Genomic DNA, 19,368 nt, shown 5'->3' with positions numbered 1-19,368 from the left:
TATATTACGACGCCATCGCGTTGCGTTGTGGGATGCTGCGCGCTCTGTGTGGTCTATGGATGTGGACACCGCCGGCGGAGTGGCCGATATGCCTGGCGATATATTGCGTATCGATGCGCTTTTGCACCGAGGCGGCCATCGCAGCGTAATATACACACGGAAATAACGGGTGGACAACCTGGTCAGGCTTCAATGCTGGAGATAACCGCGTATGGATAGTGTGAATGTGATTGCCGCGCCTGCCGTTGAAAGCGCGCTCGTCTTGAGTGGACGGTTCCAGCGGACGCTGTCTTTCGACCTCGAGCGGCTCAAGCGTTACGAAAGCGTGCTAGCCAGGCCATTCGATTTGCGTTGTTACACGACGAATCGTTTCATTCGTAGCGTTGAGCCTTATCGCGGTGTGCGTCTGACGACCTTGATCTCGGAAGCAGGTTTGCCGAACGAGGTGCCGGGCGAGTTCAAGCGGACGGTGTTCGTGGCGGTGGGACACGATGGCTACGTTGTGACATTCTCATGGCACGAACTGTTCAACACGCCGATCGGCGAGAACGTGCTCGTTGCGTATGAATGCGACGGCCGCGCTCTCGACGCTGAAGACGGTGTGCCGATTCTGTTTTCCGGCTCGGATATTCTGCCCGCGCCACGCCACGTCAAACGGCTCGCGCGTATCGAAGCGCATGTTTTGAAGCCTTTGGCGTAGGCGATTCGAATGACGAGCGTAATATGGTTCGATGTTCTTCATCGTGCTGCCGCCATGTCTGACGAACCGCTTTCGCCTGTTGCGGAACCTGCCGCGCCCAGCCCCGAACCGCTGTTCGCGTCGCTCGATGCGCGGATTGCCGAGCGCACGGCGAAGTGGCTGGTTGCAGCCACGGACCCCGCGTCACCCGATACGCGATTGTTCGCCAAGCTGATTGCCGCGCGCGACGTGCGCGACGAACTTGTGTTGCTTGGGTTGTCGCAGCCAGCGTGGCGCGCGCTGCTGGAGCGGCACTTTGTGCGTGCCTCTGCGCCCGTGTTTGCCTCCTTGCCCGCATTGCCACCTGTCGACACCAGCGAACACGCGGCATTCGTCTCCACGCTGCACGCACTCCTGCTCACGTACGCCAGTACCGCCGTCGACACGAACGACGCTCGCTGCCTCGCCTCAATCATCGCTCACGCATGCTTGCGGCCGGATCACCTATGGCGTGACCTCGGTCTTGCGGGCCGGGAAGAAGTCACATGGATGCTGACGCGCTATTTCCCCACGCTCGTGTTGCTGAATGTCGAGAATCTGCGCTGGAAGAAATTCCTCGCTCAGCAACGCGCGTTTTCCTTAGGGCTTCAGCCCGGCCCGGCACCCGGTTGTCCGGGCTGCGAAGACTATGGGCATTGCTTTCCCGACCGCCGATGAAGGCCATTCAGCCAGGATGGCAGCGCGAGACGGTTCGTGTATGCTTTCGCGCATGGCTGATACCGCGAAAACCAAACCAAGCCCCGCGACAAAATCCGCGAAACCACGCCCCGAAGTGCGCTTCAGAATGCGCATCCGCAGCGGCGACGCTGTCGCGCTCGGACCGGGCAAAGTCGAACTGCTGGAAGCCGTGCGCGAGTACGGCTCGATCTCGGCTGCGGCGCGCAGCCTCGGCATGTCGTACCGGCGCGCCTGGCTGCTGATCGACGAGTTGAACCGCTCGCTCAAAACGCCTGCCACGCACTCGGAGCAGGGCGGTCAAAGCGGCGGCGGTTGTACGCTAACGCCGGTCGGCGAACGCATCATTCATCTGTACCGCGATGTCGAAGACGAGGCCCAGCGAAGCTGCGCGAAACAGATCGCCGAGTTGACCCGGCTGATTCGTTCCTGAGAACGGCCCCTCGTACTCGCCGCTCAGCCGTGGCGGAGGCAAAACGCCGAGGGCGACGGATTGCCCAACTGGGCAAGATGCTCGGGGCGCAGCCGGTCCACCAATTCCACAAAGCTGGCCACGCTTGCCGTACGCAACGGGTGATAGTCGATCTGATGGCGCTCGCACACCCGTTTGAGCGTATTCATCGAATCATGATCGACGCAGTCGACCGGAAACACGACGATATCCGCGCCCGGCAGCGCGGCGGCAAGCAGACCTTTGCGATCTTCCACGCCGCCGTCGTGCACCACGAAATCGCCGCCGGCGGCCTCCACCAGCCGCTTGAGCGCGGCATTCGAACTTGGGCGGCCGCCCACGTAGACAATCCGTTTGCCGCGCACGCTGTCGAGGCTGGCTTGCCGCATCTGCGCGCCATGGTTGCCGTCCGTTGAATTCATCGTCGCGCGTTCCAGCGCGTCGCATTCGTTCTGCACCAACAGGAGCTGCGCCAACGCTTCATCACGGCTCTTGCGTAACGCGAGTGCCGCGCCTTGTTCTTGCAGCACGCGCTGTTCAGCGGCCTCACGGCGGCTCGTATGCAACGCCACCCGCTGGTCGCTGTCGGCGAGCTTGTCGCGCAGCCTTGATATCTCCACTTCGAGATCGGAAGGATCCGTCGGCGTCTGGCGTGTGGCGAGGGCGGTGAGTTGCGCGATCTGCTCGTTGAGCGCGGCGATCGCTGCGTCGCGCTGCGTGCTGAGTTCCTGCAAGCGGCTTTGTTGCCGCTCGACTTTCTCTTTCAACTCGGCGTTTTCCGCTTCGAGCGCAACCAGCCTGCGGATGTCCGCGCGATTCGCCGCACCGACCAGATGCGACAGCATGTGCAATTCACCGAACGCTTTCTGGCGCACATGCAGAGTCGCGCACGGATGCGTCATCAGGGCCCAGTAAGCCGGCGGGATCTCACCGCTTTTCAGCGCTTCGTCCCAGAGCTTCAGCAACTCGACATCGTCGGCGGCTTTGTCGAAACGGCGGATCGCCACCGCATAGTGCTCGTCGAGCAACTTGTGCAGGGCTTTGGCGCCCGCGCCGCCATCGATCGCGAGTTCGACTGCCGAGTGATGAATCTCCAGATCGCTCGCGTCCCGGCGATCGAGGCCGGTAAATTTAGGCACCAGCTTGCGCAGCTCATGCGTGCTGAGACAGGTGCCGATGATCGAGCAATGCAGCTGGCCATCGAGCTCGGCGAGGCGCGCGCGCCGTTTGGTGTTCGAAAACGACTCCTTGGCGGGCGTGCAGCACGGATCGGCTACGCGCAAGCCGGCGCCGGCAAGCTCGTCGCCGGACAGTTTGAGACGCGAAGGCTGGGCGAGACGAAACGGCGGCGTGTGCATGAGGACCTCGAATCCGGATCTGGCGTCAGGCTGACTGAACGTGCGTGCTGGACATCCGCGCCATGCAGGCGCTGCTGCTGATATCGGCGATATATTCGAAAAGATATAGCGATCGGCGAAAGAAAACGTTCATATGCGGCAATGACGAATTAGTCGTTCGGGTGGACGAGCGTCCGCTCTGCGCGTGATTTGCGCTGCGTGATCGTGGCTGAAGCGGTGACAGAAGCAGTGGTGGCACCGGCGGCGGGAACTGCCGCGGTGGTGCGGCCGGCGGCGCGACGGGTGACGGCCGGCGCTGCGCCGCCGGCTGCCCGTGCATGCTGATCCAGAACATGCCCGACGCACAGACCGATAAACGCGGTATCGAGCCGTTCGAGTTCCGCCACCACCTTGCGTAATGCGGCCAGGTCGTTGCTGAACGCATCCGAGAAGATCGCGTCGCGAAGTTGCTCGGCTGAGCGCGCCTCTTCGATTGACGCTTTGAGATCGCGCAGACGGGCAAAGGCCGTCGCCTTGGCCTGTTCGGCCAGGATCGACAGCAACTGGTTCAGTGAGTGCGAACCCGACGTGCCCACCGACGCGAAGTTCAACTGGTCGCCCGTCAGCATCAGCACGAAGCGCTGCACGCTGCCGTAAAGGCGCCGGTAAGCATCGACGACATCCCGAATCAGTTCGGCGCGGCCACGTTCGGACGCCGATTTCACCGCGACGATGGTCGACGGAAGTCCTTTCGGGCGACGTCCCGCCGGGTCGGACGACGGGAATCGCAATGTGGGTCGCGATGTGGATCGACTAGGCACTGCTGCTGGCTCCTGCTTGCTTGTTTCGCTTGGTCGTACGCGATTGGCGGGCGGGTCGCTGCGCTGCACAAAAGCATACCGTGATATTCGACAGGATATAACGAAAGGCGGCGTGAGGGTAGCCGCGGCGGTTTTACCGGGTGGGCGTCGCCGACCCGGCGGCCCCATTTTCCGATATCGTGTGCAGCGTGCGCGCTCAGGCGCGCGCTCCTTTCCGGGCCGTTTCCACGACCGGCTGCCCGGGTAACGCATAAACACAAGAAAATGAGCCATCCCAACACCGAACTGATCGAGCGGTTTTACACCGCGTTCCAGCAACGCGACGCGGAAACGATGGCTGGCTGCTATGCCGACGATGTGGTCTTCAGCGATCCGGCCTTTGGCGAGCTGCGTGGCGAAGAGGCCCGCGACATGTGGCGCATGCTGGTGTCGCGCGCGCAGGACTTCTCGCTGACGTTCGACGGCGTCGAAGCGGACGCGCTCAACGGCCGCGCCCACTGGGTGGCTCGTTACACGTTCAGTCAGACGGGCCGCACGGTGGTGAACAGCATCGACGCCCGCTTCGTGTTCCGCGACGGCCGCATCGTCGAACATCGCGATACCTTCGACCTTTGGCGTTGGGCCCGTCAGGCTTTAGGATTCAAGGGCCTGCTGCTCGGCTGGACACCGTTCGTACAGGGCGCGATCAGGGCGCAGGCGAGAAAAGGCCTCGACCTCTATCGACGCCGGCAGCGCAGCGCTTAACGGGTGAGCCCCGGGGCCGACCAGGGGGCATCCCGGCGCATACCCCAGTCTTGCTATGAACCGGCCAGTTGATGCAGTATTTCGTGATATCGACAAGCGGGGAGTTCTATGCCGGTAGTGGATGCGTCATGGGAAGCGTGGCTGAGCAGCAACGTAGCGCGCGGTTGCAGCATCGACTCGATGATCGACGCGATGGTGCAAGCCGGCTTCGCCACGGAAGCCGCGCGCGCGGAAGTGCGCAAAGCGTTCGGCATGAGCCCGGCCGACGCAGGAGCGGCGTCGGAGGCCGTAGCGACCGAGGCTGCTCTCGTCAAAACCTCGCCACAAACCTACCAATACGACGAGTCGCCCGTTGCACGCGGCAATGTGATCCGTGCGCACGATCGCGACGTCCGCGTGTTGATGCGCTGCGAGCGGCCCCAGGTGATCGTGTTCGGGGATGTGCTTTCGCCCGACGAATGCGACGAGATGATCGAGCGTTCGCGTCATCGATTGAAACGCTCAACCACGGTCAATCCCGCCACCGGCAAGGAAGACGTGATCCGCAACCGCACCAGCGAAGGCATCTGGTACCAGCGCGGGGAAGACGCGTTCATCGAAAAGATGGACCGCCGCATCTCGAGCCTGATGAACTGGCCGGTTGAAAACGGCGAGGGGCTGCAGATTCTGCATTACGGCACCACCGGCGAATATCGCCCGCACTTCGATTATTTCCCGCCCGATCAGCCCGGCAGCGCGGTGCACACCGCCCAGGGCGGCCAGCGCGTGTCGACTCTGGTGATCTATCTGAACGACGTGCCCGATGGTGGCGAAACGATCTTCCCGGAAGCGGGCATGTCAGTCGCGGCGGTCAAGGGTGGGGCGGTGTATTTCCGCTATATGAACGGCCAGCGTCAACTCGATCCTCTGACCTTGCACGGCGGCGCGCCGGTGCTCGGCGGCGACAAATGGATCATGACGAAGTGGATGCGCGAGCGCGCGTACGGCTGAGACGCGCTATTCGGCTGCGTGCGGTGCGGCTGCTTTTCCCGGATCACCGGCTGCTAACAGTTGCTTCAATGCGCTGCGCGCGCCGACGCAGCCCATGCGCATAATCATCAGGCCGATCGCCGCGCCGGCCACGTGGTCGAGCATCGGCATGCCCGCGATGCTGCCGGCCACTCCCAATGTCGCGACCAGCGCCGACACCGCATCCATTCGCGCGTGCCATGCACTTGCCAGCAGAATCGCCGAGCCGGTGCGCTGGCCTTCGGCACGCAGGTAGCGGAACAGCATTTCCTTGGCGATCGTGACGAAGCCGCTGACGGCGAGCGCGCCGACTTGCATGGTCGTGTTGCCGCTCAACGTGGCGGTTTGGCCGATGCTGTGCCAGAGCATTTGGGCTGCCGTAACAATCAGCAGGACGGCGATGAAGAGGGATGCCAAGGCTTGAGTGGTGCTGCCGTCCCCTTCACGCGGCGTTGCGTTCAGGTGTTTCGAACTGAGGTACAGCACGATCAGCACGACGCCGTCTGCGGCCAGGTCGCTCAAGGTGTGGACACCGTCCGCGACCAGCCCGTCCGAATGCGCAGTCAGGCCGATGGCAATCTGCAGCGCCATGAGAAAGGCGTTGAGCAGCGCACTGGTGGAGGCGGCTTTAAGCAAGGCGGCCGCCTTGTGTGGTGCGGCTGTGGCTGTCGCGCACGGTAGGCTGTGGCATCGGGTCGGGACGGGTTATGTTGTCGCCGAAAAGTACCCGTCGAACGTGGCGCGCAGATGACAGTGTTGCAACGGCTGCCGGCGATCAGGAGCAGTTCGTCCGCCCGGACGTAGGCGAACAGGGCGCCCGGCCTGCGCGCGTGCTATGTCAATAGGCGGTCCCGTCAGCAGCCGCCCGCGCTCCGCTTAAGCCGTCTTGTAAACGTCCGGGTTGTGCACTTCCATATAACGCTCCGGCGTTGCCAATCCCTTAAAGCCGTGCGGTTCGTAGACGTGGTGAGCGTCTGTCGTCACCAGCACAATTCTGCGCAAACCGGTCAGCGACGGGCTGCCGAATACATGCTTCATCAACGCCGACGCGTATCCCTTGCCACGGTACGCCGGCAGCACGAATACATCGCACAGGTAGGCGAATGTTGCCTGGTCCGTGATCAGGCGGGCAAACGCGATCTGCCTGCCTTCGATATACGCGCCGAAACATAGCGACCCCGCTATCGCCCGGTCGAACGTCTCACGCGGCATGCCCTTCGCCCACGCCGTTTCCTGCGACAGAAACGCGTAGACCATCTCTATGTCGAGGTCGGCCTTGCTGCTCGAAATCGTCAAATCGTTCGCTTGCACTGCGCGTCCCCGCTGGTTCTGATCAAGCAATCAAAGGATGCGGTGCCGGTTGGGCACTGCGCCGCTGCTTCAACTCCGCTTCAAACCTTTTCATCCTTCCGGCCCGCTGCGAGCTCAGCCCTTCGCCGGATCTTCGGTGCCGCGCGAACCGCCGCCAATACTCTGTCCGGCGTCGCGCGCGAGGCCCAGGTAGCCGGTCACGGACACCAGCGTCAGCACGCCGGCAAACAGGAACGCGAGGCGGAAATCGTCCAGGGTGAATACGCGGCCGGTCGTCTCGCCGTTGAAGAACGCCGCCGCGCGCAGCGAGACGGCGCCGAAGGCGATGCCCAGACCGATCGTCATCTGCGCGGCGGCGCTCCACAGCGTGCTGGCGGCGCTCATCTGCGGTTGTGCGACATCAGCGTAGGCGAGGGTGGCAAGCGTCGAGAATTGCATCGAGCGCGCTACGCCGTAGATGAACACGACGAACAGCACCAGCGCGAGCGGCACGTTCGGCGTCAACAGCCCGCAGGCAATGATGAAAACACCGGCCACGGCCACATCGATAATCGACACCATGCGGAAACCGTAGCGTTGCAGGATGCGCGTGGTCAGCGCCTTCATGCCGAGATTGCCGAGCGCGCTCGCGAGCAGCAACAGGCCCGACTTGAACGCCGACAACCCGAAACCAATCTGGAACAGCAGCGGCATCAGATACGGCACCGCGCCAATGCCGATCCGGGTGAACGAGCCGGTTACCACAGTCACGGAGAAGGTCGGGATTTTCAGCGTGGAGACGTCGATCAGCGGATGCGGGTGCCGCTTCGCATGCTGGAACGCCACCACGCCCATCAGCAATCCGCCCAGGATAAACGCGCCCGCCACCCAGGGATTTTCGCCGGGCTGGCTCGCCAGTTCAGCGCCGTACAGAATCGCCGTGAGCGTTGTGGCGCTCAGCAGGAGGCCGACGACGTCGAGCGGCTTGCGTTCGGTGCCGCGCAGGTTCGGCACCAGCGCGAGTGCAACGGCCATCGCTGCCAGACCGAACGGCACGTTCAGCAGGAAGATCCAGCGCCATGACGCATAGGTGGTGATGAAGCCGCCGACCGGCGGCCCAACCACCGGCGCGGCAATGGCCGGCCAGGTGATGGTCGAGATCGCCTGCATCATCCGGCTCTTTTCCGTGCTGCGGACCACGATCAAACGGCCCACCGGCACCATCATCGCGCCACCCATGCCTTGCAGCAGCCGCGCGGCGGTAAATTCGGTCACGTTCTGCGACAAGCCGCACAACACCGAAGCCACCGTGAATACGCCGATCGCGCTGAAGAACACCGTGCGCGAACCGCAGCGGTCGGCAACCCAACCGCTCACCGGGATGAAAATCGCCAGCGCCAGCATGTAGGCCGTCATGCCGAGACTCAGGCTGTTCGGCCCGACGCCGAACGAGTGCGCCATCTGCGGCAAAGCAGTGGCGATCACCGTGGTGTCGAGATACTCCATAAAGAAGGTGGCCGCGACGATGTACGGCAGCCAGCCGACATGTGAATTACGTGTGTCGCCGGTCATGGCGCCGTCCTCGACACGTAGCTGCTGCGGGTGGATTCGATGACGCGTTTGGCGTCCTTAGCGTGCCGGCGTGTCCCGCGCGATTGTGATGACTTCATGTTCTTGCGACAACCTTTTGAAAACGTGTTTCCGGCATTCCTCGATGGACGGGCAACGAGGTCGCGGCCTGTCTGGCGTCAGCCAGCTCTGCATCGTAACGCAACAAGCCGCTGCAGACAGCGGTGCGCGGCGCCAGCGTGGCGGGGCCGCGCCGGAAACACGGCTTTCTTGCCGCTCAGTCCTTCGCTGCGTATTCGCGATCGAGCTTGTCGTACAGCGGCTTGTTGACAAGGCGCTGGCGTTCGCTGAACGGCGCGACCAGCGTCGCGTCTTCATCGAGGCGGCCATTGCTTTTCAACGTGCCGAGTGCGCGCTGCATACCGAGCACCGCGCCTTGCAGCGCCGCGTTCGCGTACAGCACGATGCCGTAGCCGAGCTTGGCGAGCGCTTCACGCGATTGCACCGGCGTTTTGCCGCCGATCACGAGGTTGATCAGTTGCGGCTTGTCGAACAGGCCCGGCAGGCGCTCGATGTCGGCGAGCGATTCAGTCGCTTCGACAAACAGAATGTCCGCGCCGGCCTCGATGAAACGATGGCCGCGCTCGATCGCGTCTTCGATGCCGTGGACGGCAGCCGCATCGGTACGCGCCATGATCTGCAGATTGCCGTCTTCGCGGGCGTCGACGGCGGCGCGAATCTTGCCGACCATCTCGCTCGTGCTGACGACTTCCTTGCCGGAGAAGTGACCGCATTTCTTCGGCATGATCTGGTCTTCGAACTGGATCACGTCGGCGCCGCTGCGCTCGAGCACGCGTACGGTCTGGCGCACGTTCAGCGCGTTGCCGAAGCCGGTGTCGGCGTCGACGATCAGCGGCAGCGCGACCGCGTCGCGAATCCGCGCGCAATGCTCGGCGACTTCAGCGAGACCGATGAAGCCAAGATCGGGCAGCCCGAGCGACATATTCGTGACGCCCGCGCCCGTGATGTAGATCGCCTCAAAGCCGGCGTCTTCAATCACGCGCGCACTCATCGCATTGAAGGCGCCCGGCACGAGCAGGCCTTGGCGTTGATTGACTTTGGCGCGGAACGCGGCGCGGCGATTAGCGGAAGTGCTCATGACGGTGTCTCTCCAGATGGGAAGTGGGTGATAGAACGCTGAGCTCAATTTGCAGGAAGCATGCCATTTGCCGCGTTTCACGATTTGTGCCGGACAATCAAAAGCTTAGGCGGAAAGGGGCCGTGCCGCTGTTCGTGGCAGAATAGCCAATATGTTCCACGAAACGTTTCATGGAACGTTTCAGCTACGAGCGGAGTGTCGCAGTGTCCACGTTCACGTCGTCCCTTGCCAGTTCCAATTCCGGCCGACCAGGCGTCGCCCTAGTCAGTATCAGCCGGTTGCAATCGCTTTGCGAGACGGTCGCGCCGCGCTATACCGGGCGGGCCAGATTTTTTTCGGTCCGGGAAGGTTATGGCGCCGCCGTCACGGCCCTGCAAGCCTATGTGGACGCGGGTTCGGTCGATGTCGTGCTGGCAGCCGGATCGAACGGCGCCTACCTGCGCGACAACCTGAGCGTGCCGGTGGTGATGGTCAAGGTGAACGGCTTCGACGTACTGAGCGCAATCACCCGCGCCACGACCACCTGGCCCGGCGCAAAGATCGGCCTTGTCCTGCACGAAACCATCTCGCACGAACTTGCGGACCTGAGCGCATGGCTGAATGTCGGCCTGAAACAGCGCGCCTACCGTTCGATCGATGAAGTGCGGCTCGCGGTTGCGGGCCTCGCCGCAGAGGGCTGCAGCGTCATCATCGGCCCCGGCATGGCCTGCGATTTTGCCCAGCAAGCCGGTCTTGAGGGCGTCTTCCTGTATTCGCTCGGCGCGGTCGAAGAAGCGTTCGAGCGCTCGGTCGAGCTGGCGCGTGTGAGCCGCCAGAAGGAATCGAAGCGGGTGCGCCTGAACACGATCGTCGCCCATCTGCGCGATGGCGTGGCCGCCTTCGACGACGCCGGCCAGCTCGAAGCCGTCAATCCGGCCATGCTCGACCTGCTCGGCCTCGACCGCGAACAGGACGTTCCGGCGCAATTGACGCGCTCTGTCGGCCCGTTACTGCGCGAGACGCTTGAGCATGACCTGCCGGTCGAGGAGCGTATCGAGCAGATCGGCGGCCGCGCGCTGATCGTCAACTGTGTGCCGATCCTCGAGCAAGGCGTGCGTTCGGGCTCGGTGGTCACGGTGCAGGACGCGCTGGTCGCGCAACGAATCGACCGCTCGCTGCGTACCAGCCAGCGGCCGAAGCATCTGGTCGCGCGGCACCATCTGGACGATCTGATCGGCAGTTCGGTGGCTCTGGAGCGGGCGCGGCGGTTGGCCCGCGCAGGCGCGGCTCACGACGCCACCGTGCTGCTGAGCGGCGAAAGCGGCACCGGCAAGGAGCTGGTCGCGCAGGGTATCCACAATGCCAGCCGGCGGCGCGGCAATCCGTTTGTCGCCTTCAATTGCGCGGCGCTTCCTGAAGGGCTGATCGAGAGCGAACTGTTCGGTCACGAGGAAGGTGCGTTCACCGGCGCGCGCCGGGGCGGCAAGCCGGGCTTATTCGAAATCGCCCACACCGGGACGATCTTCCTCGACGAAATCGGCGAGATGCCGGCGGCGCTGCAAAGCCGGCTGCTGCGGGTGTTGCAGGAGCGCGAAGTCATGAAGCTCGGTTCCGGGCGCGCGACCCCCGTCGACGTGCGGGTGATTGCCGCCACCCATCGCGATCTGCACGCGCTGGTCGAGCAGGGTGCGTTTCGCGCGGACCTGTATTTCCGGCTGAATCTGCTTCAGATAGAATTGCCGCCGCTGCGCGCAAGACGCGGCGATGTCGCGCAACTGGCGCGGCATTTGTTGAACCGCAGCGCGCTCCAGTATGGGCTGTCGGGCGCAGCGTTCGAACGGGTGCTGGCGTTCCTCACACCCTTGTTCGAACACTATGCGTGGCCCGGCAATGTACGGGAACTGGAAAATCTGCTGGCGCGCGCCGCGATTTATCTGAGCGATTCGGCCAGCGAGGAGTGGCAGGATCTGCAGGCCGTGTTTCCGGAATTTGGGCGCATGCGGCAGACAGCCGCGGACGTGCTTGGAGCCGTGGCTCCTGCCCACGCCGCCGGCGACCTCTCGGCCCGTCGCTCACCCACCCGCGAGGATGTCGTTCGGGCCCTCGAACAGGCTGGCGGCAATCGCGCTGCAGCAAGCCGGGCGCTGGGAATCGGCCGCACGACCCTCTGGCGGCTCATGAGAGACTGATCCCAGGATTTGTGCAACGCAATAGTCACCGGTAGCCAGTCAAATAGCAATAAACTATTGAAATAATTTAAACACACCGCTTTACCTATTAAGCGACGTCTGACATACTGACTCCACTTTCCAACCACTCCGAAAGAGGACTCAGTAAATGCCGATCATCAACAGTCAAGTCAAACCGTTCAAGGCACAGGCTTATCACAATGGCGACTTCCAGACCGTCACTGAAGAGAGCCTGAAGGGCAAGTGGTCGGTTTTCGTTTTCTACCCGGCTGACTTCACGTTTGTTTGCCCGACCGAACTGGGCGACCTGGCAGATCGTTACGCCGAATTCCAAAAGCTCGGCGTCGAAATCTACAGCGTTTCGACCGATACGCACTTCACGCACAAGGCATGGCACGACACGTCGGACACGATCCAGAAGATCAAGTACCCGATGATCGCTGACCCGACCCTGGCAATCTCGCGCAACTTCGACGTGCTGATCGAAGAAGAAGGTCTGGCACTGCGTGGCACGTTCGTGATCAACCCGGAAGGCGAAATCAAGCTGGCCGAAATTCACGACAACGGCATTGGCCGTGACGCTGGCGAACTGCTGCGCAAGGTGCAAGCTGCGCAATACATCGCGGCTCACCCGGGTGAAGTTTGCCCCGCCAAGTGGACGCCGGGCGCAGAAACGCTGACGCCGTCGCTCGACCTGATCGGCAAGATCTAAGGTTTAAAAGCCTTTCGCAGTACGCGCTTCACGGCGCATCGCCGTGCGGACCGCTTGATACCGCGGTCCGCACGTCCCCGGACTGCACGCCTCCTACCCGGATGCGTGCGGCGCCCGGGATCCAACACCCCTCGTCACGGAATCGAATAGCCATGCTGGACGCCAATCTCAAGACTCAGTTGAAATCCTACCTCGAAAAGGTTAGCAGGCCTATCGAGATCGTCGCCTCGCTCGACGACAGCGCGAAATCGCAAGAGCTGCTGGCATTGCTGAGCGATATCGCGACGTTGTCGGAGCGCGTCACCGTGGTCGAACGTCGCGGCGACAGCGAACGCAAGCCGTCGTTTTCGATCGGCGAGCCGGGCAAGGAAACCGGTATCCGTTTCGCAGGCATTCCGATGGGGCACGAATTCACGTCGCTCGTCCTCGCGCTTTTGCAGGTCGGTGGCCATCCGGTCAAACTCGAAGACGCGGTGATCGAACAGATCCGCAGTCTCGACGGCGACTATCAATTCGAAACGTATTTTTCGCTGTCATGCCAGAACTGCCCGGAAGTCGTCCAGGCACTGAACGTGATGGCGCTGATCAACCCGCGCATCCGCCACGTGGCGATCGACGGCGCATTGTTCCAGAACGAAGTCGAAGCGCGCCAGATCATGGCGGTACCGACCATGTTCATGAACGGCGAAGTGTTCGGCCAGGGCCGCAGCGGTGTGAAGGAAATCCTCGCGAAGCTCGACACCAATGCCGGTGCGCGTGCGGCGAAGGAACTGGAAAAGAAGCCGGTGTTCGATACGCTGATCGTCGGCGGTGGCCCGGCGGGTGCGGCTGCGGCGATTTACTCGGCGCGCAAGGGTATTGCGACGGGTGTCGTGGCGGAACGCTTCGGCGGTCAGGTGCTCGATACGCTGGCGATCGAGAACTTCGTCTCCGTAACGGAAACCGAAGGACCGAAGTTCGCTACGGCGCTCGAACAGCACGTGAAGAGCTACGAAGTCGACATCATGGACGTGCAGCGCGCTGAAGCGCTGATCCCGGGCCGCATCAACGAGGTGCGTCTGGCGAACGGCGCGGTGTTGAAGGCGAAGACGATCATTCTGGCAACAGGTGCCCGTTGGCGCGAAATCAACGTGCCAGGCGAGCGCGAGTACCGTAACCATGGCGTGGCTTACTGCCCGCACTGCGATGGTCCGCTGTTCAAGGGCAAGCGCGTTGCGGTGATCGGCGGTGGTAATTCGGGCGTCGAAGCGGCGATCGATCTCGCGGGTATCGTCCGCGAAGTAACGTTGTTCGAATTCGGCGCGCAATTGCGTGCCGACGAAGTGCTGCAACGTAAGCTGCGCAGCCTTGCCAACGTGACGATCGTCACGCAGGCACAGACCACGGAAATCACCGGCGACGGCAAGAAGGTCAACGGTCTGGTCTACAAGGACCTGCGTTCGGGCGAAACGAAGAGCATCGAACTCGAAGGCGTCTTCGTGCAGATCGGTCTCGTGCCGAATACCGAATGGCTGAAGGGCACGGTCGAATTGTCGAAGCACGGCGAGATCATCGTCGATGCACGTGGCGCGACTTCGGTGCCGGGCGTGTTCGCCGCCGGCGACGTAACCACCGTTCCGTTCAAGCAGATCGTGATTGCTGTGGGCGAGGGTGCGAAGGCATCGCTCTCCGCGTTCGATCATTTGATCCGTAGCAGCGACGTGGACGAAGTGGTGAGCGAAGTGGAAACTGAAGCGACAGCTTGATGGTGTTGTGTGCGTAATGGACGGCGGCCTGAGGGCCGCCGTTTTTGTTTGCGGTGAGATCAGGACCGCTTTTGAGCGGGATTTGTTTTTGGCTGAGCGAAGGATGGGACGGCAGTCTGTCAGGACAATCTGACCGCCGCCCTGCTGAGGAATCGCTTTTCTCGGAGGTCTTGAGTGTGCTTTGAAAAAAGCTCAGATTCCTATGCCATTTGACAGTGTTATTTCGGAAAACGAACGACTTCGACAGACGTAGAATATTGACCGATCCAAAGCCGTCGATTATCTATGCCGAAGTTTGAAGTACAAGTGTTTGAATCGCCCGAATATGCCACTCACTGCTTTCAACCCGTTGTTCACCTTGGGACGACGTGGGACCTGAGTCACCTCGATTCTTTTGCCTTTAAATGCGACCTTGGTCGGGGTTGCGCGATAACCGTGCTCGTGATGTTCTCGTGTCATTGCTTTTCCCGCAGCTTTGCTCGGGATGGACGAGTGCGCGCTGAAATTCCGAGCGTCGAGATCTATAACGACGGTCGTGAGCAGCGAGTTCTTGATCCGGTCCGCTATGAGTTGTCGAAGAACCTGCTGCGGGATTTGGTTGTGACGATGGGTGAGCGCCCAATTGTCGTCGCCGACGAAAAGCAGCCGAACTTCATGACGCTGCAGCAAACGAATGCCGATGGCACATCGTCGCTATACGCCGTGTTCTTTGAAGTGGAGAAGGATAGGGCAAGAAAGCAGCGTCTGATTCTACGAGTTCAGTCTGCCTATCTTCTTGAGAAAGAACTGACGAAGCGTCAGCGGCAAGCGAAAAAGGTTGCGTTCAGAACCCTGCTGCGGGCAACGTATGAGGGGCGCAAGATACGCCCCTAGCCGCGATGGCAAGCCACAAAAACCAACGGCTGCCTTTCGGCAGCCGTCGCATGCGGGACTCTCTATTCACCTTGCGGTGAAATTTCCACTCCAGGTGGAACCCGGTGACCCGGGCGGCGCTACGTTTTTCACACCCGCTCGTACGTAGTTTTGAGGTCTGATTATATGAATTTGACCAGCCGCGGTCAAGCGGCCGAGGGCGCGACGCACTGCAGCAGGTGGAGGCCCACGCTGGGCTGCAACTCGCAGGCAGCGTTTGCCGCACCCAAACACCCGTTTCATTCACCCGCTCAACGCCCACCCCGAACGCCCCATCAACAGCCCCTTCGTTTGGAGCCTCCCACCTGGGCTAATTCCTTGGCTATCCCACCCGTCAGGCCATATAAATCTGGGAGTCGGGCACGGTCCCGCCGACATGCGTACTGGCTCGCAAGCGCGCAGCTTGCCGATGCCAGGCGACATAAAACAAGGAGGGAGACAATGGCAACATCGCAGGCGGCCCCCGCTCGGTGGGTCGACAGCAAGCGCTATCTGTGGCTGCTGGGCGCACTGACCATCACCTTGCCGCTGCATGCGGCCAATCTGGCGTTGCAGACTGGCTGGCATATTTTCTGGTGGTTCGGGCCGATCTTCGTGTTCGGCATTATCCCGGTGCTCGACTATCTGATCGGTGACGATCCGAGCAATCCACCCGAGGAAGTCGTCGCCACGCTCGAACGGGAGCGCTATTACCGTCGCGTGGTCTATCTGGCTACCTTCATCGAATACGTGTCGTTCTTCGGCGCGCTGTGGATCGTCGGCACGCACGCCTTGACGTGGTACGACTATCTGGGCTTTGCGCTCTCACTGGGCGCGGCGACTGGCGTATCGATCAATACCGCGCACGAGCTCGGTCACAAGACGGATGGCTTCGAACGATGGCTCGCCAAGATCACGCTGGCGCCGGTCGCCTACGGCCATTTCTTCGTTGAACATAATCGTGGACACCACGTGCGCGTCGCTACGCCGCCCGATCCGGCGAGCGCGCGCTATGGCGAATCATTCTGGCGGTTTCTGCCGCGCACGGTATTCGGCAGCATCGCGTCGGCGTGGCGTCTCGAGAAGCATCGGCTCGAACGCCTCGGCAAATCGCCCTGGACATGGCGCAATGAAGTCCTGCACTCGTGGGCCATGACGGTAGTGCTATGGGGTGCGATGATCGCGCTGTTCGGCAAAGCGGTGATTCCGTTTCTGCTGATTCAGGCAGCGTACGGGGCTTCGTTGCTGGAAGTGGTCAACTATCTGGAGCACTACGGGCTCGGCCGCAAGCAACTCGCGAGCGGCCGTTACGAGCGCTGCCAGCCGCAGCACTCATGGAACAGTAATCGCATCGTGACGAATCTGTTTCTCTATCAGCTGCAGCGTCATGCCGATCATCATGCGAATCCGACGCGCTCGTACCAGGCGCTGCGTCATTTCGATGGCGCACCGCAATTGCCTTCCGGTTACGCGACGATGATCATGCTCGCGTACGTGCCGCCACTGTGGTTCCGCGTGATGAACCCGCGTGTGGTCGCGCATTATCAAGGCAACATGGCGCAGTCGAATATCCGGCCGGCCATTCGTGAGCGCGTGCTGGCGCAGTTTGCCGGCTAACGTGGATTGCTTCTTGCAAAGAAAAAGCCGCCCGGGCAGTGTCGGGCGGCTTTTTTTATCGAGTTTATCGAACTGCGGCAGCGTGGCTTTAACGCCGGTCGATCGAGTACTTGCCGGCGCCGGTCACACACAACAACAGCAGTCCACCCATGATGCTGATGTTCTTGTAGAAGTGGATCATGTTGTCGTATTGCACCGCGCCCGTCATGTTCCAGTAGTGGTGGCCGATGATCGCGGTGCCGAGCGTATAGAGCGCCAGCAGCAACGCAAGTGGCCGCGTATAGAAGCCCACCAGCAGCGCGATGCCCACCACTAGTTCCATCACGACGGCGATGGCCGCCGACAACTCAGGCGCAGGCGCGCCGGTAGACGTCATATAAGCGACGGTGCCGGAAAAACCGGTCAGCTTCGACCAGCCGAACATCACGAACAGCACCATCAACAGGATGCGGGCGATGAGAAGGACCGTGTCTTTCTGGTTTTCAAATAGCGTATAGCGCATGATTTTTCTCTGTAGGTAAGGGACGGTGCGGTTCGCCGCAAACTTCGCGGCGAGCCACGCTTGAGCCGGCCAGATCTAACGACAGGATTGAGCCGCTTAAGCCCACAACTCCGATACTTCAATATTACGCAGATCGAACACCAACACCTCCGCGTCGTGACCTTGCGTGAAGGTCAGGGCTTCTTCGCCGCGGACCCGCGCGCCGTCGCCTTCGCCAAGCTCGACGCCGTTTACCGTGACACTGCCGCGCGCCACGTGAATATAAGCATAGCGATTACTGGCCAGTTCGAGGCGCGCAGTTTCGTCACCGTCGAAAAGACCGGCATAGACCCGCGCGTCCTGTTGCAGCACCAGCGAGTCGTTCGCACCGTCCGGTGACATCACGAGGCGCAGCACTCCACGCTTCTCGTCCGCGCCAAAGCGCCGTTGCTGATAGCGCGGCGTGGTGCCTTTCTGCGCCGGCGCAATCCAGATCTGCATGAAGTGCACCGGGTCGGTCTTCGAATGGTTGTATTCGCTATGCGCGACGCCGGTTCCCGCGCTCATCAACTGGATGTCGCCAGGCACGATCACCGAGCCGGTGCCCATCGTGTCCTTATGTTCCAGCGCGCCTTCCAGCACGTACGAAAAAATTTCCATGTCGCGGTGCGGATGCTTGCCGAATCCTTGCGCTGGTGCGACACGGTCGTCGTTGATCACGAGCAGGTCGGAAAAGCCGTTCTGCTTCGGATCGTGATAGTTCGCGAAGGAAAACGTATGACGCGAGCTAAGCCAGCCGTGCTCCGCGCGGCCGCGTTGATTGGCGTGTCTGATTTCGAGCATCGTATTTCTCCTTGTTTCCGGTTGTGCGATCCGGCCGGATGTTTGGCCGCGATCCATGAATGACAGTGTAGGTCAATCAGGATGGTTATAATCGGATGTATATAGGAAACACTGTCTCCGTAAGGTGGACAATACGATGCAACTCGATGATATGCGGATCTTTGTCGCCACGGTCGACGCCCATAACTTCACCGCCGCAGCAAAACGGCTGGCGCTGTCGAAGCAGTTCGTCAGCCGGCGCGTTATGGCGCTGGAAGAGGCGCTCGGCGTGCAACTGCTGATCCGCAATACGCGCAAGTTGGCTGTGACCGAACTCGGGCAAGAGTTTTATGAGCGTGCGCGGCGCATTCTGGGTGAGGTGGAAGACGCCGAGCAGGCGATGTCGTTGCGGCGCGCCGGGCCGCGCGGGCTCTTGCGGGTTAGTGCGCCGATGTCGTTTGGGATGATGCATCTGTCGCCATTGGTGGCGAGCTTTCTGCGCGAGCATGCAGATGTGCGCTTCGATATGGAGTTGAGCGATCGTACTGTCGATGTGGTCGGCGAGGGGTTCGATATGGCGATTCGGATTGGCGCGTTGCCGGATTCCACTTTGATTGCGCAGAAGCTTGTGGATGTCAGGATGGTGGTGTGTTGTAGTCCTGGGTATGTGCGGAGGCGGGGGGCGCCGGTTGTGCCTGCTGATCTTGCGCGGCACTCATGTCTGTTGTATGGGCATGGTGGGGTTGTGAGTTGGGATTTTGTTGTTGATGGGGTTTCTAAGGGAGTCGAGGTTAGTGGGCCGCTTCGGGCTAATAATGGGGAGTTGGTTCGCGATGCGGCTGTGGCTGGGTTGGGGATTGTTCGGCTTCCTGATTTTATTGTTGCTGAGGCGGTGGGGAGTGGGTTGCTTGTGACTGTTCTCGAGGAGTTCTTGCCTTCGGCGACTACTGTTTATGCTGTCTATCCGCAGCATCGGCAGAGCTCTGTCAGTATTCGGGTTTTTGTTGAGTTTTTGCGGGAGAGTTTGAGGAAGAGGTTGATGGGTTGATGTTTTTTGCCGGCGCGGCGCTTGTTTGTCTGTGTGCCTGGGGCTTTGGCCTTTCCTTGTTCTGGCTTTCGTGCCTTTCCTTGTTTTGTTA

At 61.5% G+C, this 19,368-nt stretch carries 19 protein-coding genes; 11 read left to right on the top strand and 8 right to left on the bottom strand.

Going from position 1 to position 19,368, the window contains the following annotated elements:
• Positions 1–211 precede the first annotated feature (211 nt).
• The 3 genes from M0D68_RS16355 (at position 212) to M0D68_RS16345 (ending at position 1,847) form a co-directional block, all read left to right on the top strand.
• Positions 212–700 (top strand): molybdopterin-dependent oxidoreductase, encoded by a 489-nt coding sequence (locus M0D68_RS16355; RefSeq protein WP_093635806.1) that lies wholly within the window; start codon positions 212–214, stop codon positions 698–700.
• 54 nt (positions 701–754) lie between these two features.
• On the top strand, positions 755–1,396 hold the full coding sequence (locus M0D68_RS16350; RefSeq protein ID WP_211706718.1) for a nitrogen fixation protein NifQ: 642 nt from the start codon (positions 755–757) through the stop codon (positions 1,394–1,396).
• A gap of 127 nt (positions 1,397–1,523) precedes the next feature.
• The gene (locus M0D68_RS16345) at positions 1,524–1,847 is read left to right on the top strand and encodes a winged helix-turn-helix domain-containing protein (RefSeq protein WP_093636141.1); all 324 of its coding nucleotides are present in this window, start codon (positions 1,524–1,526) and stop codon (positions 1,845–1,847) included.
• A 23-nt stretch (positions 1,848–1,870) separates the two neighbouring features.
• Here M0D68_RS16345 and M0D68_RS16340 read toward each other — a convergent pair whose 3' ends face one another.
• Positions 1,871–3,223 carry a DUF2325 domain-containing protein gene (locus M0D68_RS16340; RefSeq protein WP_266210779.1) on the bottom strand — a complete coding sequence of 451 codons (1,353 nt, stop codon included), beginning with the start codon at positions 3,221–3,223 and terminating at the stop codon, positions 1,871–1,873.
• A 149-nt stretch (positions 3,224–3,372) separates the two neighbouring features.
• Positions 3,373–4,023 (bottom strand): hypothetical protein, encoded by a 651-nt coding sequence (locus M0D68_RS16335; RefSeq protein ID WP_244869769.1) that lies wholly within the window; start codon positions 4,021–4,023, stop codon positions 3,373–3,375.
• A 264-nt stretch (positions 4,024–4,287) separates the two neighbouring features.
• Here M0D68_RS16335 and M0D68_RS16330 point away from each other — a divergent pair, with 264 nt between their 5' ends.
• Together M0D68_RS16330 and M0D68_RS16325 are read left to right on the top strand one after the other, a co-directional pair.
• Positions 4,288–4,767 carry a nuclear transport factor 2 family protein gene (locus M0D68_RS16330; RefSeq protein WP_211706690.1) on the top strand — a complete coding sequence of 160 codons (480 nt, stop codon included), beginning with the start codon at positions 4,288–4,290 and terminating at the stop codon, positions 4,765–4,767.
• A 108-nt stretch (positions 4,768–4,875) separates the two neighbouring features.
• Positions 4,876–5,757: a 2OG-Fe(II) oxygenase gene (locus M0D68_RS16325; protein ID WP_200651876.1), complete on the top strand. Its 882-nt coding sequence runs from the start codon at positions 4,876–4,878 to the stop codon at positions 5,755–5,757.
• Positions 5,758–5,763: 6 nt separating this feature from the next.
• Here M0D68_RS16325 and M0D68_RS16320 read toward each other — a convergent pair whose 3' ends face one another.
• From M0D68_RS16320 to M0D68_RS16305, 4 genes are all read right to left on the bottom strand, one after another.
• Positions 5,764–6,411 (bottom strand): cation diffusion facilitator family transporter, encoded by a 648-nt coding sequence (locus M0D68_RS16320; protein ID WP_093635796.1) that lies wholly within the window; start codon positions 6,409–6,411, stop codon positions 5,764–5,766.
• A 240-nt stretch (positions 6,412–6,651) separates the two neighbouring features.
• On the bottom strand, positions 6,652–7,086 hold the full coding sequence (locus M0D68_RS16315; RefSeq protein WP_211706689.1) for a GNAT family N-acetyltransferase: 435 nt from the start codon (positions 7,084–7,086) through the stop codon (positions 6,652–6,654).
• A gap of 114 nt (positions 7,087–7,200) precedes the next feature.
• A complete protein-coding gene (locus M0D68_RS16310) occupies positions 7,201–8,637 on the bottom strand; it encodes an MFS transporter (RefSeq protein WP_211706688.1) in 1,437 nt (478 codons plus the stop codon).
• A 274-nt stretch (positions 8,638–8,911) separates the two neighbouring features.
• Complete coding sequence (locus tag M0D68_RS16305) at positions 8,912–9,793, bottom strand: oxaloacetate decarboxylase (protein WP_211706687.1); 882 nt, start codon at positions 9,791–9,793, stop codon at positions 8,912–8,914.
• A 170-nt stretch (positions 9,794–9,963) separates the two neighbouring features.
• On the opposite strand from M0D68_RS16305, the gene prpR reads away from it, so the two are divergent.
• The 5 genes from prpR to M0D68_RS16280 all read left to right on the top strand — a co-directional run bounded on the left by prpR (position 9,964) and on the right by M0D68_RS16280 (position 16,926).
• Positions 9,964–11,961 (top strand): propionate catabolism operon regulatory protein PrpR, encoded by a 1,998-nt coding sequence (prpR, locus tag M0D68_RS16300; RefSeq protein ID WP_211706686.1) that lies wholly within the window; start codon positions 9,964–9,966, stop codon positions 11,959–11,961.
• 148 nt (positions 11,962–12,109) lie between these two features.
• Positions 12,110–12,673 (top strand): alkyl hydroperoxide reductase subunit C, encoded by a 564-nt coding sequence (ahpC, locus tag M0D68_RS16295; RefSeq protein ID WP_093635787.1) that lies wholly within the window; start codon positions 12,110–12,112, stop codon positions 12,671–12,673.
• Between the two features lie 152 nt (positions 12,674–12,825).
• Positions 12,826–14,418, top strand: a complete 1,593-nt coding sequence (gene ahpF, locus M0D68_RS16290; protein ID WP_093635785.1) for an alkyl hydroperoxide reductase subunit F — start codon at positions 12,826–12,828, stop codon at positions 14,416–14,418.
• 285 nt (positions 14,419–14,703) lie between these two features.
• Entirely contained in the window at positions 14,704–15,291 is a 588-nt protein-coding gene (locus tag M0D68_RS16285; protein WP_211706685.1) for a hypothetical protein, read from the top strand.
• A 480-nt stretch (positions 15,292–15,771) separates the two neighbouring features.
• Positions 15,772–16,926: an alkane 1-monooxygenase gene (locus M0D68_RS16280; protein WP_093635781.1), complete on the top strand. Its 1,155-nt coding sequence runs from the start codon at positions 15,772–15,774 to the stop codon at positions 16,924–16,926.
• A gap of 88 nt (positions 16,927–17,014) precedes the next feature.
• Here M0D68_RS16280 and M0D68_RS16275 read toward each other — a convergent pair whose 3' ends face one another.
• Both M0D68_RS16275 and M0D68_RS16270 read right to left on the bottom strand, forming a co-directional pair.
• Positions 17,015–17,428 carry a DoxX family protein gene (locus tag M0D68_RS16275; RefSeq protein WP_054035376.1) on the bottom strand — a complete coding sequence of 138 codons (414 nt, stop codon included), beginning with the start codon at positions 17,426–17,428 and terminating at the stop codon, positions 17,015–17,017.
• Positions 17,429–17,524: 96 nt separating this feature from the next.
• Positions 17,525–18,250 carry a pirin family protein gene (locus M0D68_RS16270; protein ID WP_093635779.1) on the bottom strand — a complete coding sequence of 242 codons (726 nt, stop codon included), beginning with the start codon at positions 18,248–18,250 and terminating at the stop codon, positions 17,525–17,527.
• A gap of 136 nt (positions 18,251–18,386) precedes the next feature.
• Here M0D68_RS16270 and M0D68_RS16265 point away from each other — a divergent pair, with 136 nt between their 5' ends.
• On the top strand, positions 18,387–19,277 hold the full coding sequence (locus tag M0D68_RS16265) for a LysR family transcriptional regulator (protein WP_093635776.1): 891 nt from the start codon (positions 18,387–18,389) through the stop codon (positions 19,275–19,277).
• Positions 19,278–19,368 lie beyond the last annotated feature (91 nt).

Source organism: Paraburkholderia sp. SEWSISQ10-3 4 (genome assembly GCF_030464785.1).
In the GTDB taxonomy this organism is placed as follows: domain Bacteria; phylum Pseudomonadota; class Gammaproteobacteria; order Burkholderiales; family Burkholderiaceae; genus Paraburkholderia; species Paraburkholderia aspalathi.
This window is presented reverse-complemented; position numbering and strand designations above follow the sequence as displayed.

Excerpts from the sequence above, each read along its gene's own strand:
- ahpC (WP_093635787.1), top strand. The coding sequence starts at position 12,110 with ATGCCGATCATCAACAGTCAAGTCAAACCGTTCAAGGCACAGGCTTAT.
- M0D68_RS16265 (WP_093635776.1), top strand. The coding sequence starts at position 18,387 with ATGCAACTCGATGATATGCGGATCTTTGTCGCCACGGTCGACGCCCAT.
- M0D68_RS16355 (WP_093635806.1), top strand. The coding sequence starts at position 212 with ATGGATAGTGTGAATGTGATTGCCGCGCCTGCCGTTGAAAGCGCGCTC.
- M0D68_RS16305 (WP_211706687.1), bottom strand. The coding sequence starts at position 9,793 with ATGAGCACTTCCGCTAATCGCCGCGCCGCGTTCCGCGCCAAAGTCAAT.
- M0D68_RS16285 (WP_211706685.1), top strand. The coding sequence starts at position 14,704 with ATGCCGAAGTTTGAAGTACAAGTGTTTGAATCGCCCGAATATGCCACT.
- M0D68_RS16330 (WP_211706690.1), top strand. The coding sequence starts at position 4,288 with ATGAGCCATCCCAACACCGAACTGATCGAGCGGTTTTACACCGCGTTC.
- M0D68_RS16345 (WP_093636141.1), top strand. The coding sequence starts at position 1,524 with ATGCGCATCCGCAGCGGCGACGCTGTCGCGCTCGGACCGGGCAAAGTC.
- M0D68_RS16275 (WP_054035376.1), bottom strand. The coding sequence starts at position 17,428 with ATGCGCTATACGCTATTTGAAAACCAGAAAGACACGGTCCTTCTCATC.
- M0D68_RS16310 (WP_211706688.1), bottom strand. The coding sequence starts at position 8,637 with ATGACCGGCGACACACGTAATTCACATGTCGGCTGGCTGCCGTACATC.
- M0D68_RS16280 (WP_093635781.1), top strand. The coding sequence starts at position 15,772 with ATGGCAACATCGCAGGCGGCCCCCGCTCGGTGGGTCGACAGCAAGCGC.
- M0D68_RS16340 (WP_266210779.1), bottom strand. The coding sequence starts at position 3,223 with ATGCACACGCCGCCGTTTCGTCTCGCCCAGCCTTCGCGTCTCAAACTG.
- M0D68_RS16270 (WP_093635779.1), bottom strand. The coding sequence starts at position 18,250 with ATGCTCGAAATCAGACACGCCAATCAACGCGGCCGCGCGGAGCACGGC.
- ahpF (WP_093635785.1), top strand. The coding sequence starts at position 12,826 with ATGCTGGACGCCAATCTCAAGACTCAGTTGAAATCCTACCTCGAAAAG.
- M0D68_RS16350 (WP_211706718.1), top strand. The coding sequence starts at position 755 with ATGTCTGACGAACCGCTTTCGCCTGTTGCGGAACCTGCCGCGCCCAGC.
- M0D68_RS16325 (WP_200651876.1), top strand. The coding sequence starts at position 4,876 with ATGCCGGTAGTGGATGCGTCATGGGAAGCGTGGCTGAGCAGCAACGTA.
- prpR (WP_211706686.1), top strand. The coding sequence starts at position 9,964 with ATGGAACGTTTCAGCTACGAGCGGAGTGTCGCAGTGTCCACGTTCACG.